This window comes from Chitinophaga sp. 180180018-3, assembly GCF_037893185.1.
Classification (GTDB): Bacteria; Bacteroidota; Bacteroidia; order Chitinophagales; family Chitinophagaceae; genus Chitinophaga.
On record NZ_CP140772.1, the window covers coordinates 2815027 to 2836307 of the forward strand.

The window sequence follows — 21281 nt, forward strand, 5'->3', positions numbered from 1 at the left end:
GGGTCATCTAAGTTCCCGGGGCAAGATGCCGAACTTTCTTTTAAACGCCGCTGAAAAATGATGCGGATGCTTATATCCGGCCAGTTCTGCTACTTCATTCACCGGCATCTTTTGATCCTGCAGCAGCTGTTTAGCCTGTTGCAGGCGTATATCGCTCACATAGCCGAAAACGGTATGACTAAAGAGTGCTTTGAAACCTGATTTGAGTTTCGTTTGATTGATACCCGCCATCCGCGCCAGTGAACTGATGGAGCAAACTTCTCCGTAATACTGATCGATATAAGATTTTACTGCGTGCAGGCGCTCAGTATCGGCCGGCGTAAGGCGCAGCGGCCTGCCCGGAAGATCGAGCTGCTGTACTTGTTGCAGGAATAGTTCCACCGACTTTGCCTCGAGGTACAATCCTTTGAGATGGCCTGTATACGGTGCATGTTTTATTTCATGAATGATGCGTTCCATGGCAGCCACCATCGGTGCTTTAAACGTAAAGGTAGGAACAGCTTCGGATGGCTTTTCCCTGAAAGTATTCATAAAAGGGCTTTCCGGCGTAAACAGCTGTTCAAAAAAATCTTCCGATATACCCAGTTCAAAAAAAGATCTTTTATGTTTTCCGGTAGCAGTTACCTGCAGATCATAAGGCGCCTGCTCTCTGTAAACGATAAATTGTTTTTCGCTCAATGGCTGTCCACTGGCGGGTTCCTGCAGCCGGAAGTGGGAGATGATCATAGGCCGTTCGGGCCGGAAAGTCATGGTTCTTCCGACAGGATTGATATAGGACGCCCATTTGAGATCGATCTGGTGAAAGCTTGTTTTTTGCATTTCGATCTCGTATCCCGACTGATCCCTGTTGACCAGTTTTTGTTCCCGTAGGGAAGAATGGTCTGGTTGGCGCATATAATAACCTTTTGCGTTGATTAAACGTCGTTTTACGTTGACAGTTCCGGTATGTTTGCCGGTAGCTTTGTGGCTACAAAATTACAGTATGTATATGAAACAAAAACAACCGGTCACCGTATTTGGTGCCACAGGCAGGGTAGGCAGTGAGCTGCTGTTGCTTTTAACCAGCGCCGGAGTGCCTGTTAATGCCGTTTCCAGGAGTAAAAGAAATGTTACAGATCATCCGTTGGTGAAGTGGGTACAGGCAGATATGAATAACAAATCAGGTTTGTATGAAGCATTGGAAGATGCCAGCGCCGTATTTCTTTCTTCCGCTGCATATGAAGGTATGGTGGATGCACAATGCCATGTGATAGATGTAGCAGTGGAGCAGGGTGTAACGCAGATCGCGAAGTTATCGTCGGCCATGGCTGATGCAGCCTCTCCACTGTTCATACCCCGCGCTCATGGCCAGATAGAAGAGCATCTTAAGCAACGCAGTGCGGCAGGCATATTGTTGCGCCCAACCGGCTTTATGCAAAATTGGCTGAATAACTTTGCGCCAACTTCAAAGGCGCAGCGTAAAATCTATGAAGCAACGGGAGATGGAAAGCGGGCGCATATTGATTTGCGCGATATTGCTGAGGTAGCGTTCCGTGTGTTGACTGATCCCGGGAAGTATGCCTGTCATGCATTCCGTTTGTCAGGCGGGCAGGCGCTCAACGCGCAGGAGCTGGCGGGCATTATCAGTCGTGTTATCGGTGAAACGGTAACGTATATACCGGTAAGCGGCGAAGCAGCAGCGGAGCAAATGAAACAAAAAGGATTACCGCAATGGACAGTGGAAACATTCCTGGCGTATGCCGAAGAACAGCGTACGCACCAGGCCGGCTGGATCAGCGATGATGTACCGGATATACTTGGAAGGCCTGCCAGAACTGCGGAAGCGTTCATCACGGAATTCGCAGCTGCGTTCAGGTGATAATGGATTGCCCGGCCCGTTCGCCGGGCACTGTTATTTTGTGCGATTTGCTATCACGATAAATATCCGCAGATAATCGGGTAAACTTCAACTGAAGTGATCAAGTGCATGCACTTCGGATAGTCATTATCCATATATTTGTATGGTAAGATATATGTTGCCCGGATTTGTGTTGCCCAACAGTGTTCATTTTTAATCCCATGGTATGAATTTTCACAACGTTACCAACCGGCCGACTTAGTTAGCAGGAAAATTACCAGTGCAGTGTTGTTCGCCAACAGATACCAGGATAAGGTCTTCTGTGATACCCTTTTGTCTTTTGTAATTACTATTATAAACCCTTTAATTGTTTGACCATGAAAAAAATCTGTTTATTAAGTTCCGCTGTATTGCTATTCTTCTCTGTAAATGCAGGTGCGCCTGTTAATCCGGTTGCCGGTAAACAACTGTTGACAGTGAAAGCTGCCCGCCCTGCTTCTGTTGGGGAATTTATCTCCAATAGTTCGTCTACTACTACTGCGTATATCACATTAACCAGTACTACGGGTGGACCTAATTATAATTTTACGGTATCGCCCAACAGTTCATTGTCTAATCAGACCATTGCTGATGGTACTTATAACATATCTATCAATGGTGGTGGTAATCTTCGTGTTGAACGTTGCGATAACGACCTGGTAGGATATCCTGGTGCGCCTGTTCCGTATACTTATAACAATTATAATACTGCTCAATCCGGGAAGTTAATAATCGTTGTATACTAAGTTATCAGCTGCCAGCTAACTGGTAGCTGGCAGCTTTTTTAATGATGTTGTATATGTGAAAATATAGCGGGATGTTTTATTTCACCGGTAATGGAGGGATAAGATCATGCAGGGAATCTGCCCCGGCTGTTATCAATGCAGATAATCTTCAATTAATTTCGTTACCAGTATTATTTCTTCCGAAGTTTCGCGTGTAAGTTCAGGTGTTTCAGGGCCAGCCTGTTTCATGGTTTCAAAACGGCCTGTCAGCACGGCTAATCGTTCCAGGCCAACGGTGACCGCCATGCCGCGGATCTTATGAGCCGCGGATTTAATTTCCGGGAAACGAAAAGAAGCAGCTGCTTCTTCAAAAGCTTCGCCGGTTTTTTTTAATTCATCTAATGAAACTACCAATATTTCCCGGATAGAATCCGATGGTATGTTTAGTTGTTCCAATCGCTCGTTGGTGTGGGTAATATCAAAATGTATCATATCTTTTTCGCACGTCTTTATAATAATTGTCGATCACTGTGGGTTGCTTCCGGGGAATCAAGGCAATAAATCAGATGCCATCTACATAAATAATTGGTAAACAAATAAAAAATGATCCCAAAAGGTAGTAAAAGTTACCCAGAAAAAACAAATTTTTTGTAACATTTCGTGTTTGCCAACGCTATAAGAGAAATCCTTCCTCATGAAAATGATATGCTATATTCTTGCTGCAGCTTTATTTTCCACGGCGTGTAATAAAGATAAACGCCAAACCACCGCCTGTGGCGTGCAGGACCCGGTTAATAATCTTCCCTGGTTGAAAAAGACAATTGATTCTATTACGCTGAAAAAACAAATGGTGGATGTTTCACTGGTTTCCTATAAAGGAAACGACTATATCAATATACAGCTGATTTATATGTCGGCCTACCTCGCCGGACTTCATACCTGCGATGGGCGTAGGCTGGAGCATCCTGCCGACTCTGCGCTGATGCAACAGATTCGGATGGGAGAGGATGCAGGGTCGAAAGTAACGTTGCTGAAGCATATCAACCAGTAAAATTCCCCCTTGTCGGTTTTGTTCTATTTTATGGTTTTAGCGGCTCCTAATTTTGGTTAAAAATTAAAACTATGAGCAACGTAAAACCTAACACAATACTCGTTATTGGCGCCACAGGTAAAACCGGCAGCCGTGTATTCAATGGATTAGAAAAACAAGGATGGCCTGTTCGAAGCGGCTCCCGTAGTGCAGATCCGGGCTTCGACTGGATGGCGCCTCATACCTGGGAAGCTGCGCTTGAAGGGGTACACGCCGTTTATATCACCTTCCAGCCTGATATTTCCGTTCCTGGCGCGCTGGATATTATCCAGGCATTTACCAGGGTCGCTGTAACGGCGGGCGTTAAGAAGCTCGTGCTGTTATCGGGCAGGGGAGAGCAGGAGGCGGAAGCTGCAGAACAGGTGATCATTCAATCAGGGCTCAACTGGGTAGTTATCCGGGCCAGCTGGTTCTGTCAGAACTTCAGCGAAGGCTACCTGCTACCACCGGTGCTGGCGGGCTTTGTAGCGCTTCCGGCTGGTAACGTGGGCGAGCCTTTCGTTGATGTGGATGATATTGCTGCTGTAGCGATGGCGGCCTTAACAGACGACAAACATAACGGACAGGTCTATGAACTGACCGGCCCGCGGTTGTTGACTTTTGATCAGGCAGTAACTGAAATAGGGCAGGCTGCCGGACGGCCCGTGCAATACCAGGAAGTACCGATGGAGGCTTATAAAGCGGTAATGAAAGAGCATGAAGTGCCCGAAGATGTGATCGATCTGCTGCATTACCTTTTCGTAGAAGTACTGGACGGCCGCAACGAAAAAGTTTGCGATGGCGTACAACGTGCGCTGGGGCGCCCGGCTACCGATTTCTCGGACTATGCCCGCAAGGCTGCTGCCACAGGTATCTGGAATGTTAACACCACCGTAGCTGAATCATGAAAAAGTATCCTGCTATCTGCATCTTTTTCGCAGCTGCGCTGACGCTGTCGGCATTTATACGGCCAGACGAAGCCGGAGGATTATTCCCCCGGCTTTCCGACTACCACATTTACGATGGAAACCCTGCGGCATTGTCGCCTGCCAGGGGATTCCACGCCTATCAGGTAGCTAACGGACTGTTTGCTGATTATGCGGAAAAACAACGGCTGCTGAAACTTCCCCAGGGCACAACGTTTACGGCTATAGGCGATGGTATACCTGATCTGCCGGAAGGAACTTTGCTTGTAAAAACTTTCTATTATTTTAATGATAAGCGAGATGTTGCCAAAGGCAAAAAAATCATCGAAACCAGGGTATTGCTGAAAGATCATTCCGGATGGACAGCCGGCACCTATATCTGGAACAATGAACAAACAGAGGCACTACTGAGTGACCGCAGCGCCAATATTCCGGTTGAATGGACGGATGCAAACGGACAGATACGAAATATAACTTATCATGTTCCGGGTGCAAAGGACTGTGGCAGCTGTCATCGTTCGGGGCAGGATATGCAGCCCATTGGTTTCAGGATCAGGAACCTGAATACAAACGGCCAGTTGCAGCAACTACAGCAACAGGGGTTGATGACACCCGCCAACTTATCAGGCTTTACCACCATCAGCCACTGGAAGAACCCTGTTGCCAGCCTGGAAGAAAGAGCCAGGGCTTACCTGGATATTACCTGCGGGCATTGCCACAGTGCAGGCGGTTCCTGTGAAAAGGCCGGACTGAAACTTAACTATGAAACCAGCCTGCCGTATACGGGTATTGTCAATAAAGGTGACCGCATCGTGCATATGATCGCGAAAGGGAGAATGCCCAGGATAGGTACTGCTGTTGTGGATGAAGAAGGACTGGCACTGGTCCGCGAATATGTAAACAGCCTGAAGAACAGATAACCCCGTTGTATAACAGTAACGTATATACGTAGGAGGTTCACTAACAGCTGGAAGCTAATGAGTGTTAGTGAATTTCCTATGCAATTTGGTGAAAATTTAATAAGGAAATATAGTTAAGTATCGTTAATATTGTCGCATCCCTGAATAGTATATCAACCAATAATCAATTTTTGCAGTCCACCAATTTTTGAATTTGAACATGGGATTAAAGCGGATCGACAATGAACAAGAGATTCTCGGGCAGGTTGCCAATGGCAGTCAGCAGGCCTTTTCACAACTTTTTTATGGCTATGTAAACCAGGCTGGCCGTATCGTATACACGATTATCGGTTCGCGGGAACAGACCGAAGAGATCCTGCAGGATCTGTTTGTGAAGCTATGGAAAGAACGGGAGAAGCTTACTGACATTAAAACATTCAGTGCCTATTTTTTTGTATTGTTACGTAATCACACCCTGAATTATCTTACGGCTGTGGTGGCGGAGCGGAAGAAGCAGCGCGAATATGCTGAGTTCGCCTTCTCCCAGCAGGATGCAGAAACGAGGAAGCCGGATACCCAGCTGGATATACTCGACAAAGCAATTGAGGCACTCCCGGCTCAGCAGAAAACAGTGTTCCTGCTAAGGGCCCAGGGCTACAGGAATCCTGAAATAGCCGCCCGTATGAATTTATCTACCGACTCTGTCAAAAAATATAATCAACTGGCCATCAAATTTATCCACCAGTTTATGAAAGTACGTGTTACCCTTCTGATATCCGCGATGGCAGCTACTTTTATCGAGTAGAAAATTTTTTTTATTCCATATCTCCTTTTTGCCACCCTTTACTGTCTATATTATCAGAGCAGACTTAAAGTAGCCTATATTATGCAGCACGACCGGTTAAATTATTTGGTGGAGCAGGCAATCGCTGATAACATCAGCAATGATGATCGTAATGAATTGCTGCTCCTGTTGTCGAAACCGGAGAACCGGGAATTGTATGATCAATTGTTTGAGCGGTTGTTGGCGCAACCTGCGGCAACAGATTTTTTCACCAGTAGTGAAACTGCATCGATGCTGGAGCGGATTGAGCGCAGGAATAATATAAGACCTGAACCCCGCATAAGACGCCTTAAACAGCGAGTGTGGTGGGCAGCTGCCAGTGTAGCGTTTGTAGCTGCATTGGCCGGTTACCAGTTGTTTTATCCGTCTGTTTCGTTAAAGGAAGGAACAAGGAAACAGCAGATAGCAGATGCCGGCCTTGTCGTTCATGTCCCCAAAGAGGTTACGCTGACCCTGGCCGATGGCAGCCGGGTGGCGCTGGATAGCACTGCATCCGGGCGCGTATTTAAACAGCATGGAACCGATGCGGTCAAAAGCGGACAGGGTACGCTAACCTATACCCGGAAATTGACAGCAGATACCCTGCAGGCAACAGCTTTTAATACCCTTACCATTCCACGTGGTACCCACTATAAAGTTGTATTGCCCGATGGTACAAAGGTTTGGTTAAATGCAGCCTCTTCTTTGCGCTACCCCGTACGTTTCAACGGTGGCGAGCGCAGGGTGGAGCTGAACGGAGAAGCCTATTTTGAAGTAGCGCAGGATGCGCACCAGCCATTCACGGTAGTATCCGGCAGTCAGGTCATTGCAGTACTTGGCACCGCGTTTAACGTAGAAGCCTATACGGAAGATGCCTTCATACAAACAACCCTTGTAAGCGGAAGCATCAGGGTAGATCCCCGGAATGGAACAGCGCCCCTGGTGCTGAAGCCGGGAGAAAAGGCAACGCTGGAGAACAATCTGTTGCAGGTAAAGAAAGCAGATACCAAAGCGGATCTTGCCTGGATGTCGGATCTGTTTAGCTTTTCCGATACAGACCTGCGGGTGGTACTGCGCCAGTTGCAACGTTGGTACGACATTGAGGTAGATTATTCTTCATTGCCACCGGAAAAATTATATGGGCAGTTGCCCCGAAGTACACCACTTCCCCAGCTGCTGAAAGCTATAGAGAAAACAACCAATTTAAAATTTAAACTAAATAATAACCGGCTAATTGTCGACAAGTTGTAGCTCCGGTAACTATCAACCATCAGTCATTTCTTACCGTTAAAATTGTACATCTATGATTATTCAACGTGGCCACCGCGTGGGCCATTGGAAGCGTTATGCCTGTTGCCTGGCATTGGCGTTATTCCATTGCATTGCAACAGCGGCTGCAGCATTCTCCCAGCAGGTAACCCTGAAAGTGAATGGAGCCCGACTGGAGCAGGTACTGGAAGCCATCCGCGCCCAAACGGGGTATTCATTCGTTTTTGATGCCCGATTTGCAAAAAATGCATTACCCGTTACCGTTAGTCTGAAAGACGAACCATTGTCTGGTGCTTTGGAACAGGTGTTTAAAGGACAGCCATTTACTTATGAAGTAAACGACAAAATTGTTACTGTGCTGTCTGTTCAGAAAACAACGGCTGCTGCAACGATCACGCTCAGCGGCCGGATACTCAGTCCGGATAATCAGCCTATCATTGGCGCCTCCGTTGTAGTGCAGGGTTCCAGGCAGGGGGCTTCCGCCAATGAGAATGGAAACTTCACCCTGGCGGGCGTTCCCGAGGAAGCCAATGTATTGATCTCTTCTATCGGGTTTAATTCACTCCTCCTGCATGTAAGCAACGGAGCAGTATCAGTGGCTGCCCGGGAACAGAGAAGCCAGCTGGTAAGAAGCCAGCCGCAAAACCTGCTGATCACGCTGCAGCCATCGTCTTCTCAGCTGCAGGAAGTAAATATAACAGTTGGATACGGTACGCAGAAAAGAAGAGAAACCACCGCCGCAATCTCCACTATCAGAGGCTCACAGTTACAGAACAAGCCCAGTGGTTCTATCGAAGGATTGCTACAGGGATTGGCGCCAGGCCTGTTGGTACAAAACAATTCCGGTATGCCCGGTGGCCGGAGTATGGTGCAGATCAGAGGCCTTGCTTCGTTCTCTAACTCCGCCAACTCCAACGTAGTGAGTACGCCTTTATTCATCATCGACGGTGTGCCGTTGGAACAGGATGTATTTAATCCTTCTGATCCGCGTCAGGCCATTACCAGTGTACTGGCAGGTTTCAGCCCATTCGACCTCGAATCCGTGGATGTACTGAAAGACGCGTCGGCCACAGCTATCTACGGATCCAGAGGAGCCAACGGCGTTATTATCATCAACACTAAAAGAGGTAAGATCGGTAAGCCCATTGTTACACTGAATACCCAATATGGGCTTAGTTACTATCCTTCTCTGCGTAAAACGCTCGGTGGAAAAGCAGAACGCGATTTTAAAATAGCGCTTTATAACCAGTACAAATCGTCGAAAGTAGGTGGTGGATTTACGGATATGCCCATTGAACTGACGGACAGCCTGAATAGCTTTTATAATAATTCCACCGACTGGCAAAAATTATATTTCAGAGATGCTGATCTGAAGAATATCAACCTCGGTATCAGTGGCGCCACCGAAAATGCCAGTTATCGTATAGGCGTAGACTACTATAAAGAAAAAGGTATTGTACTCGGTTCCGGGTTCTCCCGGTTTTCACTGACCTACAACGGTATCTTCAAACCTACTTCCAGGCTTACTATTACTGGCAGGGCTAACCTGAGCCAGACCGATGCCAGTCAGAAAAGGGGCGATACCTACAACGCTGCCGTAGTAGGCAATAACTTTTCCTCTTCTTTCCGCCCGGGTCCGAACAGCGGATTCTTTGATGCCTTCCTGGCATCTTATAACAAAGGCGTCAATATTGATTTAACGAGAAGAGCATTGGCACAGCTGGAACTTAGCTATGATGTATTTAAATTCCTGAACATCACTTCAAGGGCATCCGGCAACTACGAATTTTACCGCACGCGTACTTTTGAACCATCTGCTACACGGAACGATCAGAAGGCGGCTGCGTCTTATTACTCACAGGAAAAAGTAAACCTGCTCAGTGAAACATTTTTACGCCTCTATCATACTTTCCCATCAAAGCATTCCTTTGACCTGGTACTTGGAAATACCATCAATACCAGTGAAAACAACAACATCTTCGGATCTGCGTTTGGCGGTCCCAGTGATGCCCAGCAGGTGATCCTCGGATATCCGCAGTCCAACCTGAAACTGGAAACACATAATATCAGGTACGGGTTATTGTCGTACTACTCCAGGCTTTCCTACAACTTCAACCGGAAATACCTGTTACAGGGTGTAGTTCGTGCAGATGGTTCTTCTAAATTCGGAAAAGACAATCAATGGGGTTATTTCCCCTCCATGTCTGCCGGATGGGTATTTACTGAGGAGAAATTCGTGCAGCGGAATGTAGGCCGCTGGCTCAATTTCGGAAAGCTCAGGGCCAGTATGGGTAAGTCAGGAACACAGTATGAAGATAACTACCTCGCCGTTGGTGCGTACCTGACGAAGAGCGGCGATAACGCTACGTATAACGGCACACCCTTGCTATCTCCCAACTATGGAGGCGGTAACGGTATTGCGTTGCCGAATCTGACCTGGCAAAACACCAAAGATCAGGGCGTAGCGTTGGAACTGGAATTTTTCAATAGCCGTTTAACTGCTACGTTGGAGTACTATAACAAAAATACAGATGGCTTCCTGTTCCCGGATGCGCTGAACAATACCAGCGGCTATGCCTCCCGCTATGTGAATAGTGGCGCCGTGCGTAACCATGGTTACGAAACAGCCATTACGGGTTATATAACCAAACCCGGTAAGAACTTTCAATATTCCGTCACTTTTATCGGCTCCATTAACCGTAATGAACTGACGAAACTTCCTGACTTCGGAAGAAGCGTTTCCAGGGCCAACTACGCAGTAGGGCAGCCTTATCTGCAGGTCGGACGCCCGCTGAATGGATTTTACCTGATGAAGTACCTGGGCGTATATCCTACAGATGAATCAGTACCTGTCAACAAATACACCGGCAAGCGGCTCTACCCCAATACGAGTGGTTTCACCTCGCAGGATCCGTACAGAGCCGGTGATATCATGCTGCTGGATGTGAATGGTGATGGAAAGATAGGAGTAGGGGATAATTCCGACAGGGTATATTGTGGCGATCCTAATCCGAAATTTACCGGCAGCTTCTCCCATTCTTTCAGTTACCGCTTCAGGAACAACGCTATTCTGCAACTGGATCTGTTCTTTAACTATTCTGTAGGAAACAAGGTATTTAATAAGGTACTGGCAGATCGTATCAAAGGCGTCAGCTGGACGGCCAGTGAGAATGTTAACTATCCTGGCGGACAAAAGAACCTGCTGGATGTGTCGGACCTGGATTTCTGGACGCCCCAGCATACCAATGCGAAATTTCCGGTACTGAATCCCTGGAGATATTATGGCTATTCGAGTTACGACTTTATCGGCAACTATGAAACAAATACAGATCTGTTCCTGGAAAATGGCAGCTTTATCCGCCTGAACAATGTGAATCTCAGTTACGATTTTTCCACGCAGCTGCTGAATCGCATCAATATCAGGAAACTCCGGGTATATGCCGGTATGAGCAATGTATTCATTCTTACAAAATACTCAGGGGTGGATCCGGAAAACGTAGATCCGTATGGGTATGACCTCGGGAATGGATATCCAATTCCATACAAATTTAACTGTGGTTTTAACTTTGAATTTTAGCAAGATGAAGATAACTGCCAAATGGAAAAATACAACGATCTGCGCGCTGCTGGCCGCTTGTACGTTATTGTTTTCCTGTAAGAAAATACTGAATCCTGATGTGATAGAGATGCCCACTGCTGAAAATGCGATTGCTAGTTCCGCAGATGTAGAAAAAGCAGTAGCTGCGGCATACTCGTTTCTGCGTGTAGTCGTTCCCGATAAAGTCTTCCTGATGGGAGATGTGCGGGCGAACGTATTTTCAAGCTATTCGCAAAACCAGAATGTCAGAACGGAAACATGGATAGCCACCAATGCGGCGGCGTCGTTGCTGAATAATGGTGGCGGCGACTGGAGCCAGTTCTATACGGTGATTGCGCAATGCAACCTCGTGTTAGAAAAGATCCCGCAAATCAGCAGCTATGATAACCAGCTGCGTAAACGCCATTTGGGCGAAGCCAGCTTTATCCGGGCGCTGACGTATTTCTACCTGGTTCGTTTCTGGGGTGATGTGCCAATGAATCTGAAAAGTGTGAATATTGAAAACCTGTCGAGAACTCCCCAGGCTGATGTATTCAGGCAAATTAATGCGGACCTGGATGTAGCCATTGCCAATTTGGAGCTGGATTACGGGGATGGCGACCGGTCAGTAAGGGCCACCAGAGGCGCTGCGTGGGCTATCAAGGCACACGTGCTCGGATGGTTGCAGGACTATGCAGGTTGCGAGAAACTGTGCGACAGTGTTATCTCAAAGGGCCCTTATAGCCTGGTAACGGATACTACGAACCTGATCAGCATTTTTGTGGGCAAGTCGAGAGAAGGGATCTTCGAATTGAATTTTGACGCCAGTCTGAGGGAAGTGCAGAAGAACCGCGTTTATAACAGAACCTTAGGCCGGCCCTGGTATAAAGATCAGTCGGACGGCGGCGGTGGCACCGATAAATTCATTCTCTCGCCTACACGCGTGCAGCTCAATACCATGTTTCCGCCCAGTGCAAAGGATGCAAGGCTATTTACCTGGTTCATCAGGGAAACAGTGTTACAGGGTGTTGCAGACGACCGTATCTATCTGGGCAAATACAGATCCCTGCAATTAAAAGGCGATACCTCTTCCCAGAATATCAATGAATCCAATATTATCATCACCCGTCTGCCGGATATTATGCTGCTACGGGCAGAAGCCCTGGCAAGTCCGGCTGTAGGCCGCCCCGGTGAAGCAATCATCCTGCTCAATAAAGTACGGGCACGCGCCTACGCAGCTCCTTATAACGGCGGCGGTAACCTGGCGGATACGATTCTGCTGGAACGCAAGAAAGAAATGATCGGAGAAGGGCAGTATTTCTTTGACCTTGTGAGAACCAGAAAACTTGATAAAGACTCGAAGATCACCGACGGCGACTGGTATCAGAAAGGAGCCTGGTTGTTACCCATTGACCAGAGCGTCATTGCCAAAAGTAATTTCATGATCACCCAGAATGATTACTGGAAATAATTTATTGTATGAAGAAGATCGCTATAAAAAAAGCAATATTGATGGCCGGTGCTGCAATGATGCTGCTCACTGCGTGCCGCAAGAATAACTATTACATCGATGGAGGTTTATCGGGCCAGTCTGCAGCAGAAATGCAAATGACAGTATATGATTTCCTGGCCAGCAGAGCGGATCATCAGTTCGACTCCCTCATCAAAATCATCGACCTGACAAACAGCAAAACGCTGGTGAATCAGCCGAATATCACCTTCTTTGCCCTGAACAATAAAGCTGTACAGCGGTTTCAGCTGAACTTCAAACCCGACGACCGGCAGGGAGCAAGACCACTGGACGAGATCGGGAAAGATACCCTGGTGAAACTACTGGGCAGGTTCATCATTCCGAATATGCGTATCTCGCTCGAACAGGCGGTGAAAGACGGACAGAAATATTACGCTGCAGTAAACGGCGACAGCCTGTACATCGCTGGCAAAGGTGGTGGTACAGGAGTAAGCAGTTCCCTGCAAACATCTGCCTATAGACTGGAATTTACACACGTAAAAATACCGGGAACAGATACCGTCCAATTTGTCGGGAATATGCAGACGCATAACCTCGTCACCGCTAACGCTATGGTGCATGTAATGGATAACCGCGCCAGCTTTGCGGCAGGCTTTAAACAGAAATATTTCAGATAGCCTTAATTGTTTTGAACTATGAAAGTATCATTCAATATAAAAAATCTTTGCTGGCTGGTGCTCATCATCTTTGGTGTTTCCTGTAAGAAGGATAATGCCGATGGATTCCTCAGCCCGGCCCTTAAATATACCAATCCTACTATTAAAGCGGTGGTAGGCGCTTCCCTGGTACAGTCGGGGGCTATGGTCACCGACGAATCTACCAAGCCGCTTTTGTTTACCATTGATGCTATACGCTACGATGACGGCACCCTCGCCGACAAAGTAATGTCGTATAAGGTAGATACCTATTTCTGGAAAGCGGAATATACGGGTAAGGAGAAAACCATTGCAGACGTAGATAAAAAGCGTACAAAAGTGAACCGTCCGGCAATTGATATCAACCCGGAAAATGGGATGGTCGTCATCTATCCGGAAGCAAGAGACACTATGAGGCTTGCAAAAGGACGGTATGTAATTGATGTGAGAGTGAAGAACAGCGCAGGAGAACGACTCATCAAGTCGGCGCTGACCATCGATGTCAGCTATGCAGGACCTTATACCTATCGTTTCGCTGGTGTTGACGGGAAGCTGACCGGTATTGATGTAACGGTAGACCGGCTGGAAAATACCGGCAAAAAGATCCTGGTATATGTTGTTGACAAAGATGGTAACCCGGTTGATCCCAAAAAACTATTGGGATACGATTATGCGCCCGCCAACTCGCCGGACCCGGATCTGAAAGACTGGCATAACCTGGGTTTGGGAAATCCTACCAGTTACACTGAATTCCCGGACCACCTGGAGCTGGAAGTTGCCGGTTTCCCCATCCCTTATGTTGCCGGCCAGGTTGCACGCATTGATATGTACAATAACGGGGATGTTAATGGCAGCTATTTTAACTACTGGTTCGATGTATCCTTTCAACAGGAGGGAGTATGGAAGGTGACGATCAGGTTGAAGTATAACTGATAGCCTTTAGTCTTTAGTAAAATGCAGCGAAGATCACATGTATGGTCTTTGCTGCATTTTTATTAAACGCTGACAGCTGTTTTTTCCTTACATTAGTAATGTAATGGATAATCTTATTGCATGAAGCGATTATTTGATTTAGCTGCGGCGCAGGAAAGCAGCCGCTCTGGCGGCGTGATGCTGGCGTCTAAAGTAAATGGAGCATGGAACACCCTTTCCTGTGAAAATGTGATGCAACAGGCCCGGAGCCTTGCTGCTGGTTTGTTAGGCCTCGATATCCGGAATGAAATACTGGAGCCTGAGAAGCAGGAAAAAATTGTGATTGTATCGCAGAACCGGCCGGAATGGATTATCACGGATCTGGCGGTACAACAAACCGGCGCTATTCTGACGCCTGTTTATCCGACTATCAGTCCGGCTGAATTTGCGGCCATCCTCAACGATGCGGAGGTCCGGATCATTATACTGGCGAACAAGGATCTGTACGATCGTTTTCAGCCGGCATTTGCGGATATTCCCACGCTGAAGCATGTATTTTCCTTTGATGAGGTGCCGGGAGTGCCTGGCTGGAAAACGCTGGCGGCCACGCCCGAAGGGGAAGCGAAACGAAAAGCCGTCTGTGAACGTATTACTGAATCCACGATTGCAACGATCATTTATACGTCGGGCACAACAGGCGCTCCTAAGGGAGTGATGCTGAGTCACCGTAACATTGTAAGCAATGTAATGGATTGTATGCCGGTATTTCATTTTGCCCGTAAAGACGACCGGGCGCTGAGTTTTCTGCCACTTAATCACATCTTTGAAAAAATGCTTACCTACCTGTACATCAACACCGGGTTGGGGATTTACTATGCGGAAAGTATGGATACCATAGGGGATAACCTGCGGGAAGTAAAGCCAATGGTGTTCACCTGTGTGCCGAGGCTGCTGGAAAAGGTATATGAGCGCATTATGGCGAAAGGACTGGAGCTTACCGGTATCAAGCGGGCATTATTCTTCTGGGCGGTAAACCTGGGTAAGGAATATGATAATATCAACCGGGGCTCATTTTTTTACCGGTTACAGTTGTCGCTGGCCAACAAGCTAATCTTCAATAAATGGAGGGAAGCCCTGGGAGGCAGGGTGGAAGCGGTAGTCAGCGGATCGGCTGCGTTGCAGGAAAAACTGATCCGTATTTTCTCGGCTGCCGGGGTGACGGTAATGGAAGGATACGGGCTAACCGAAACTTCGCCGGTAATTTCGGTGAACCGGCTGGAGAGTAAAGACCGGCGCATCGGAACAGTAGGACCAGCCATTCAGAACGTGGAGGTAACCCTCGCGGAAGACGGGGAGATCCTGTGCCGCGGAACGAATGTGATGGTGGGCTATTATAAGCAGCCTGCGATGACAGCAGAGGTCATCACCCCCGATGGATGGTTTCATACCGGCGATATTGGTACCTGGATAGAGGGCCGTTTCCTGAAGATCACCGACCGTAAAAAGGAGATCTTTAAAACCTCCGGTGGTAAGTATGTAGCACCGCAGGCCATTGAAAATAAAATGAGGGAAAGCCCTTTCATCGAGCAGATGATGGTGGTAGGTCCCGGCCGCAAATATGTAACAGCCCTGATTGTGCCTAATTTCTCGCAGATCCGGAACCGGTTCACCGGGCAGGGTGTTAAGCTGCCGGACGATAACAAGGCGCTGGTGAAAGACCCCGTGGTGATACAGCTGATCCAGGAGCAGGTCGATAAATACAATCCGTTATTCGGACATGTTGAACAAATAAAGAAATTCACGTTGCTGCCGGCAGAGTGGACAGTCGACAATGGGGTGCTGACGCCTAAATTATCCTTGCGCCGGAAAGTGATCGAGCAACAATACAACCAGGAAATTGAAACGATGTACGCATAAAAAAGGGGCTGACGTTTCAGCCCCTGCATTCATCACTCTAGTACCCCGGGTTTTGTTTTAATCCCGGTGACGCATTGAGCACATTTTGCCCTAACGGGAATATAGCAGTATGATCGTCTGCATCCGGTTTCTTATCCCACCAGGTGCCGGAATTGAAAACACCCCAGCGAATCAGGTCCGTTCTTCTTCTGGCTTCTACCAGGAACTCACGGCCCCATTCGTCCAGCATTTCCTGATCCGTTAACTGGCTGCCATCTGGCTTGTACAGGCTTTCTGAGCCGGCAGGGTAGTTGCGTACGCGCACGGCATTGAGCAGTACCGCTGCTCCTGCTTTATCGCCCGCTCTGTATTTGCATTCCGCATAGGAATAATATACTTCCGCCAGCCTGATCTCTGCATAGGCTGAGGAGATCTTATTGGCATCACTACTGGGATAGTAGGGATATTTTACCGGGAATACGCCGGAATTATGATCACCATGATTCATGTCGGATTCCTTATCGGCGATAGGCGTGCCGGGAGGTGTACCGAGGAACATACCCACCTGATCGCGCAGGAACAGCGGATATGGCCCCTTATTACCTCTTACGGTATCCTGTTTTCCATCTGCATTGATATAGGGAAGATAGCCATAGAGGAACATGCCTTCACGCGTGCTATGCCCAAGGTTCTGGTATTTTTTGAGCCGGTAATCGTCGGGGTAACGATGAAACCTGATGAAAGGCTTTCCTAACGTAAACGTATACTCGATGCTGTCTACGTCACGGCCTGGCTGTAAGGCGTACTTGGGGTTGGCATCCCCGAAGTCGGTGAACCCGAAGTAGCGGGTTGCCTGGTAAGGCATCATCCAGAAATACATACCACCATCGTATTGCCAGTGTGTGAGACCAAAGCTGCCGGGGAAACCAAAAACGGTTTCGGTGGATTGGGCATTGTTGTAGTCGAAAGGAGCATCCCATCTGCTTTCCAGTGCATAAGCGCCGTATTTGCCATCGATGATGTCTTTGCAAACGGCCGCACAATCAGCAAACCGGTCTTTGCCGGTGTATACTTTTGCATTCAGGTAAAGTCGCACCAGTAAAGCCGCAGCGCCACCTTTTGTCCAGCGGCCAATGGCATTTTTACCCAGACTTGCATTGGTGGGCAGCGCTGGTAAGGCATCTTTCAATTCTTTCTCTATAAAATCAAAAGCTTCCTGGGGAGGTACCTGAGGGCCTGATTTCGTTTCGCCTTTAACTTTGGTAACGATGACCATATTGCGGTAGAAATCCAGTACCCTGATGTTAAGCCAGGCCCGCAGGGTTTTCAGCTCTGCTATATAATCATCCAGCTCCGCCTGAGCGAGGCTGAATTTCGACGGATCTTTGATGCTCTGCAGATCTTCCAGGGAGTTTGTGGCCAGGTTAATCCCCTGGTAGAGCGCATTCCAGGCATCGCTGGTGTAGTTGTCGTTCGGCGTCCAGGTGTGGTAATGCACCCGCTGATACTGCGCCCCGTCGTACCAGTCGCCCTGCCTGTTTAACGTCATCAGTTCATCGGTACTATTCTCCTGCAACATAAATGTAGCACCACCTTGTATACTCCAGTAGGAGTGCTCAAACGGACGGAGGAAGTCGCGGATCACATCCGCTTTGGTCTGCAGGAAATTTTCCGAAGTGATCCGGTCGTACAGTTGTTCATCCAGTTTGGTACAGCTGCCGGCGAAAACGAGCGCCAGTACCAGTAGTGAGCGGGATTTTATTTTACGTATCATAAGTTCTCAGAAGTTAAGTTGAAGACCAAATAGTAATTGTGTAGTGGCCGGGTAGTACGACAATGAATTGTTAACACCCGGATACAGGCCGTTCACCGGGATCAGGTCCGGATCGCCGCCGGTGAATTTGGTGAAGGTGTGCAGGTTACGGGCAGTGGCATATATGCGCAGAGAGCGTACATATTTGAACTGTAACGGCTGCGTATATCCCAGATTAACATTGGCGATTTTCACGAAGCTCCCGGGTTCCAGGAAATAGTCCGACAGGGCTGATCCGGTAGAAGGATTGGTCAGTTTGGAATACCTGCTGCCGTTGTAGGCAGAAGTAAGCACATTGGCATCCGATTGGGTGGCCGGTGTACCGAGATAAAACGCTACCGTATTGAAGACCTTGTAGCCGAAAGAGCCGCGCAGGAAGATGCTCAGATCCCATCTTTTGTAACTGAAGCTGTTACCCAGGCTGGCGGTAAACTGAGGCAGGCCATTGCCGACGAATTGTTTATCGTCGTTGTTGGCTTTGTCTGCCGTAACCACTTCGCCTTTTTTGTTATACACCAGCAGGGCGCCGTTAGCATCCACCCCGGCCGATTTCAGGGCATAGAAGCTACCGATGCGCCTGTCTTCCTGCAGGCGTTGCAGGTTGCCCGGGCTGCCTGGGGCAGGCATCCCTACCACATCTATATAAGTTTGTCCTTTGAAAAGATCGTTGGAGAACGACACGAATTTATTGCTGTTGCTGGCGCCCGCAAATGACACGCTGTACGTAAAGTCGCGCTGTTTAACCACGGTAGCGTTCACCTGCAGCTCTATCCCGGTGTTTTTCATGGTACCCACGTTAGCGTAGGTTTGCCCCTGTATATTAGGTGGATTGGACACCGCATAATATCCGAGCAGATCTTTGTTGGTGCGGATATAATAGTTCAGGCTACCGCTGATCCGGTTGTTGAGCAGGTCGAAATCCAGTCCTATGTTGAAGTTCAGCGCCTTTTCCCAGCGGAGGTTATAATTGGTGTTCTGGCTTGGGCCCCATACCTGGTAAGTGGTGCCGTTGAAAACATAATAACCATAACCACTATAGGTATCCAGTGAAAGATAATTACCGAAATCCTGGTTGCCTGTTTCACCATAATCGGCGCGGAGTTTCAATTCATTCAGCCACCGTACGTTCTTCATGAATGATTCCTGTGTAAGTCGCCATGCTGCGGACACTGCGGGAAAATATCCCCATTTGTTGTTGCGCCCGAACTTGGAAGAACCTTCCCGCCGGAGGCTGGCCGACAGGAAATATTTCTGATCCAGATCGTAGTTTACCCTGCCAAAGAAAGCGATGAGTCTGGAGCTGTTCTTATAGGAGCCAACGCCGTTCTGCCCTGGCTGCAGGTTCCAGAGGCCGGAGCCCAGGTTGTTGTAGGTGAGCACATTGGAAGGAAAATCCTGGTTGGAAGCAGAAAAACCGGAAGAAGTGAACTGCTGGAAAGAATAACCGGCGAGCAGTTTTACGGAATGGATACCAGCATCGAGTGCATAATTACCGATCCATTCGAAGCTCTTCTGGTCGTTTTCATCGAGGCCCTGTGATGCCGAGTTACGACCGGTACCTCCATTGCTGACAGACACATTGGTATTGGTGTTAGGGGTGAAATCCATCTTGCGGAAAGAAGAGTTCACCTGTCCTACGGTGAGGATCGTATTCAATCCGGGCAGGAGGTTCACTTTAAACGATCCGTTGATATCGAGGTATTTTATCTCCTGCTGTGAAAGTATTGTTTTAGCGGCTTCCACCGGGTTGTTCGCAAAGAATCCCGTTTTAATATAAGCATATCTGCCGGCACTGTCGTAGGGCGATAGTGTAGGGTTCAACGTTAGTGCGTAGTTGAACGCACTATAATCGGCCAGGTTGGTTTTAGCCACTCTCGGCGCCACGTTGAGGCTTACATTATATCGTCCGTTGGCGGAGTTGTGGTTGAGATTGAGCCTTGCTCCATATTCTTCTTTTGAGGAGCGGTAATCGATACCATTAGCCTTGCGGTAATCGACCGAGGCCATATAGTTGGTACGGTCGGAGCCACCGGAGAACTGAAGCGTGTGTTTCTGGGAAAGTGCCGGATCGCGGCTGACAGCCTTCAGCCAGTCGGTGTTGCCGCCAAAGTCGACACCCCGTTTGTGTGCGAGGAATTCGTCTTTCGAAAGCACGTGCAGTTTATTGGTGATGAAATCCACGCCAACGTATCCATCATAGAACAGGCGTGAATCGGATGATCCTTTTTTGGTGGTGATTACAATTACGCCATTGCTGCCACGGGTACCGTAGATAGCAGACGCCGCGCCGCCTTTGAGTACATCGATCGATTCGATATCGTTCTGATTCAGGTTATCGATGTTGCCGCCGGGGATGCCGTTGATCACGTAGAGAGGCCCTAATCCTGCATCACGGGAGGAAACGCCGCGCAGCTGGATGCTGGGGGTGGAGTTGGGATCAGCTGCCGCGCTGTTGGCAATGGTGAGGCCGGCTACCTTTCCCTGCATGGACATGAGTGCACCGTTGCCGCCTACCGACAGCAGCTCATTGGAGCTCAGGTGCGTGATGGCACTCGACACTTCCTTTTTGTTGAGTGTGCCATAGCCCACGCTGATCACATTTACATTGCCCAGGTTGACGCCGCTCATGGAAAGGGCTATACGAATATCGCCACGGTTGCCTACTGCAACGGTTTTTTCGGTATAGCCCACAAATGATACTACGAGGGAAATGCCGGCTGTGGTTCGCGGCAGGGAGAAATCTCCCTTTTCGTTGGTGACGGTACCCCGCGTTGTTCCTTTGACCGTGACCGTAGCGCCTACCAGTGGCTGCCCGCTTTCATCCGTCACTTTCCCCCGCACTACACCGGTGGTATCGGCAATAGCCGGCCTGAAAGGAACAGGCTCAATAATAACTACCTTATCGCGTATACGATAAGTAAGCGGAAGCCCTTTCAGGGCCTGATCCAGCGCATTGCCGAGAGAGGCATCCCTCACATCCACAGTTACCGTAGTGAATTTGTCGACCACGGATTCATTCCAGAGAAAGGAATAATCGGAGCGGGATTCTATCAGCTTGAAAACTTTCTCCAGGGTAATATTCCTGGCTGAAATAGTCAGTCCCTGGGAGTAACCTGCTGCACACACGTGGAGTGCACCTGCTAAAAGCAAAACAGCGGTTAGTTTCATGATAAGTGGCAATTTGGAAGGCAAACGAGTTCCCCTGGCAAGTACTTTGCCATAAACGAGTAGTTGCATACTTTTGCAAAAGTGGATTAGTTGTTAAACAGTCATTTTCCTGAAATTGGTTGAATTAACAGACAGGTCCGCTGTTTCAGGATCCTGAGGGCA

General features: G+C 48.3%; 16 protein-coding genes. 12 read left to right on the forward strand and 4 right to left on the reverse strand.

Annotation, left to right across the window (positions count from 1 at the left end; translation table 11 throughout):
• Positions 1–3: 3 nt before the first annotated feature.
• Positions 4–894 (reverse strand): AraC family transcriptional regulator, encoded by an 891-nt coding sequence (locus tag UNH61_RS11045; RefSeq protein WP_326992167.1) that lies wholly within the window; start codon positions 892–894, stop codon positions 4–6.
• Between the two features lie 94 nt (positions 895–988).
• On the opposite strand from UNH61_RS11045, the gene UNH61_RS11050 reads away from it, so the two are divergent.
• Both UNH61_RS11050 and UNH61_RS11055 read left to right on the forward strand, forming a co-directional pair.
• Positions 989–1858 (forward strand): NmrA family NAD(P)-binding protein, encoded by an 870-nt coding sequence (locus UNH61_RS11050; RefSeq protein WP_326992168.1) that lies wholly within the window; start codon positions 989–991, stop codon positions 1856–1858.
• 356 nt (positions 1859–2214) lie between these two features.
• Positions 2215–2622, forward strand: a complete 408-nt coding sequence (locus UNH61_RS11055; RefSeq protein ID WP_326992169.1) for a hypothetical protein — start codon at positions 2215–2217, stop codon at positions 2620–2622.
• A 132-nt stretch (positions 2623–2754) separates the two neighbouring features.
• Here the strand turns inward: UNH61_RS11055 and UNH61_RS11060 are convergent, their stop codons facing one another.
• Positions 2755–3093 carry an Hpt domain-containing protein gene (locus UNH61_RS11060; RefSeq protein WP_326992170.1) on the reverse strand — a complete coding sequence of 113 codons (339 nt, stop codon included), beginning with the start codon at positions 3091–3093 and terminating at the stop codon, positions 2755–2757.
• 202 nt (positions 3094–3295) lie between these two features.
• Between UNH61_RS11060 and UNH61_RS11065 the strand changes: the two genes are divergently transcribed.
• The 10 genes from UNH61_RS11065 (at position 3296) to UNH61_RS11110 (ending at position 16159) form a co-directional block, all read left to right on the forward strand.
• Positions 3296–3652, forward strand: coding sequence for a hypothetical protein (locus tag UNH61_RS11065; RefSeq protein ID WP_326992171.1), 357 nt, complete (start codon positions 3296–3298; stop codon positions 3650–3652).
• 71 nt (positions 3653–3723) lie between these two features.
• Complete coding sequence (locus UNH61_RS11070; protein WP_326992172.1) at positions 3724–4578, forward strand: NAD(P)H-binding protein; 855 nt, start codon at positions 3724–3726, stop codon at positions 4576–4578.
• Positions 4575–5516, forward strand: a complete 942-nt coding sequence (locus tag UNH61_RS11075; protein ID WP_326992173.1) for a hypothetical protein — start codon at positions 4575–4577, stop codon at positions 5514–5516. The genes UNH61_RS11070 and UNH61_RS11075 overlap by 4 nt, the downstream gene beginning before the upstream one ends.
• Positions 5517–5715: 199 nt before the next feature.
• On the forward strand, positions 5716–6300 hold the full coding sequence (locus tag UNH61_RS11080; RefSeq protein WP_326996164.1) for a sigma-70 family RNA polymerase sigma factor: 585 nt from the start codon (positions 5716–5718) through the stop codon (positions 6298–6300).
• An 81-nt stretch (positions 6301–6381) separates the two neighbouring features.
• The gene (locus UNH61_RS11085) at positions 6382–7569 is read left to right on the forward strand and encodes a FecR domain-containing protein (protein WP_339070935.1); all 1188 of its coding nucleotides are present in this window, start codon (positions 6382–6384) and stop codon (positions 7567–7569) included.
• Positions 7570–7621: 52 nt separating this feature from the next.
• Complete coding sequence (locus UNH61_RS11090) at positions 7622–11164, forward strand: SusC/RagA family TonB-linked outer membrane protein (RefSeq protein WP_339070936.1); 3543 nt, start codon at positions 7622–7624, stop codon at positions 11162–11164.
• Between the two features lie 4 nt (positions 11165–11168).
• Positions 11169–12635 (forward strand): RagB/SusD family nutrient uptake outer membrane protein, encoded by a 1467-nt coding sequence (locus UNH61_RS11095; RefSeq protein ID WP_339070938.1) that lies wholly within the window; start codon positions 11169–11171, stop codon positions 12633–12635.
• 8 nt (positions 12636–12643) lie between these two features.
• Positions 12644–13312: a hypothetical protein gene (locus UNH61_RS11100; protein ID WP_339070940.1), complete on the forward strand. Its 669-nt coding sequence runs from the start codon at positions 12644–12646 to the stop codon at positions 13310–13312.
• A gap of 18 nt (positions 13313–13330) precedes the next feature.
• Complete coding sequence (locus tag UNH61_RS11105; protein ID WP_339070941.1) at positions 13331–14263, forward strand: DUF5007 domain-containing protein; 933 nt, start codon at positions 13331–13333, stop codon at positions 14261–14263.
• Between the two features lie 120 nt (positions 14264–14383).
• Positions 14384–16159 (forward strand): long-chain fatty acid--CoA ligase, encoded by a 1776-nt coding sequence (locus UNH61_RS11110; protein ID WP_339070943.1) that lies wholly within the window; start codon positions 14384–14386, stop codon positions 16157–16159.
• Positions 16160–16196: 37 nt separating this feature from the next.
• Here the strand turns inward: UNH61_RS11110 and UNH61_RS11115 are convergent, their stop codons facing one another.
• On the reverse strand, positions 16197–17912 hold the full coding sequence (locus tag UNH61_RS11115) for a RagB/SusD family nutrient uptake outer membrane protein (protein ID WP_339070944.1): 1716 nt from the start codon (positions 17910–17912) through the stop codon (positions 16197–16199).
• A 6-nt stretch (positions 17913–17918) separates the two neighbouring features.
• A complete protein-coding gene (locus UNH61_RS11120; protein WP_339070945.1) occupies positions 17919–21188 on the reverse strand; it encodes a SusC/RagA family TonB-linked outer membrane protein in 3270 nt (1089 codons plus the stop codon).
• Positions 21189–21281 lie beyond the last annotated feature (93 nt).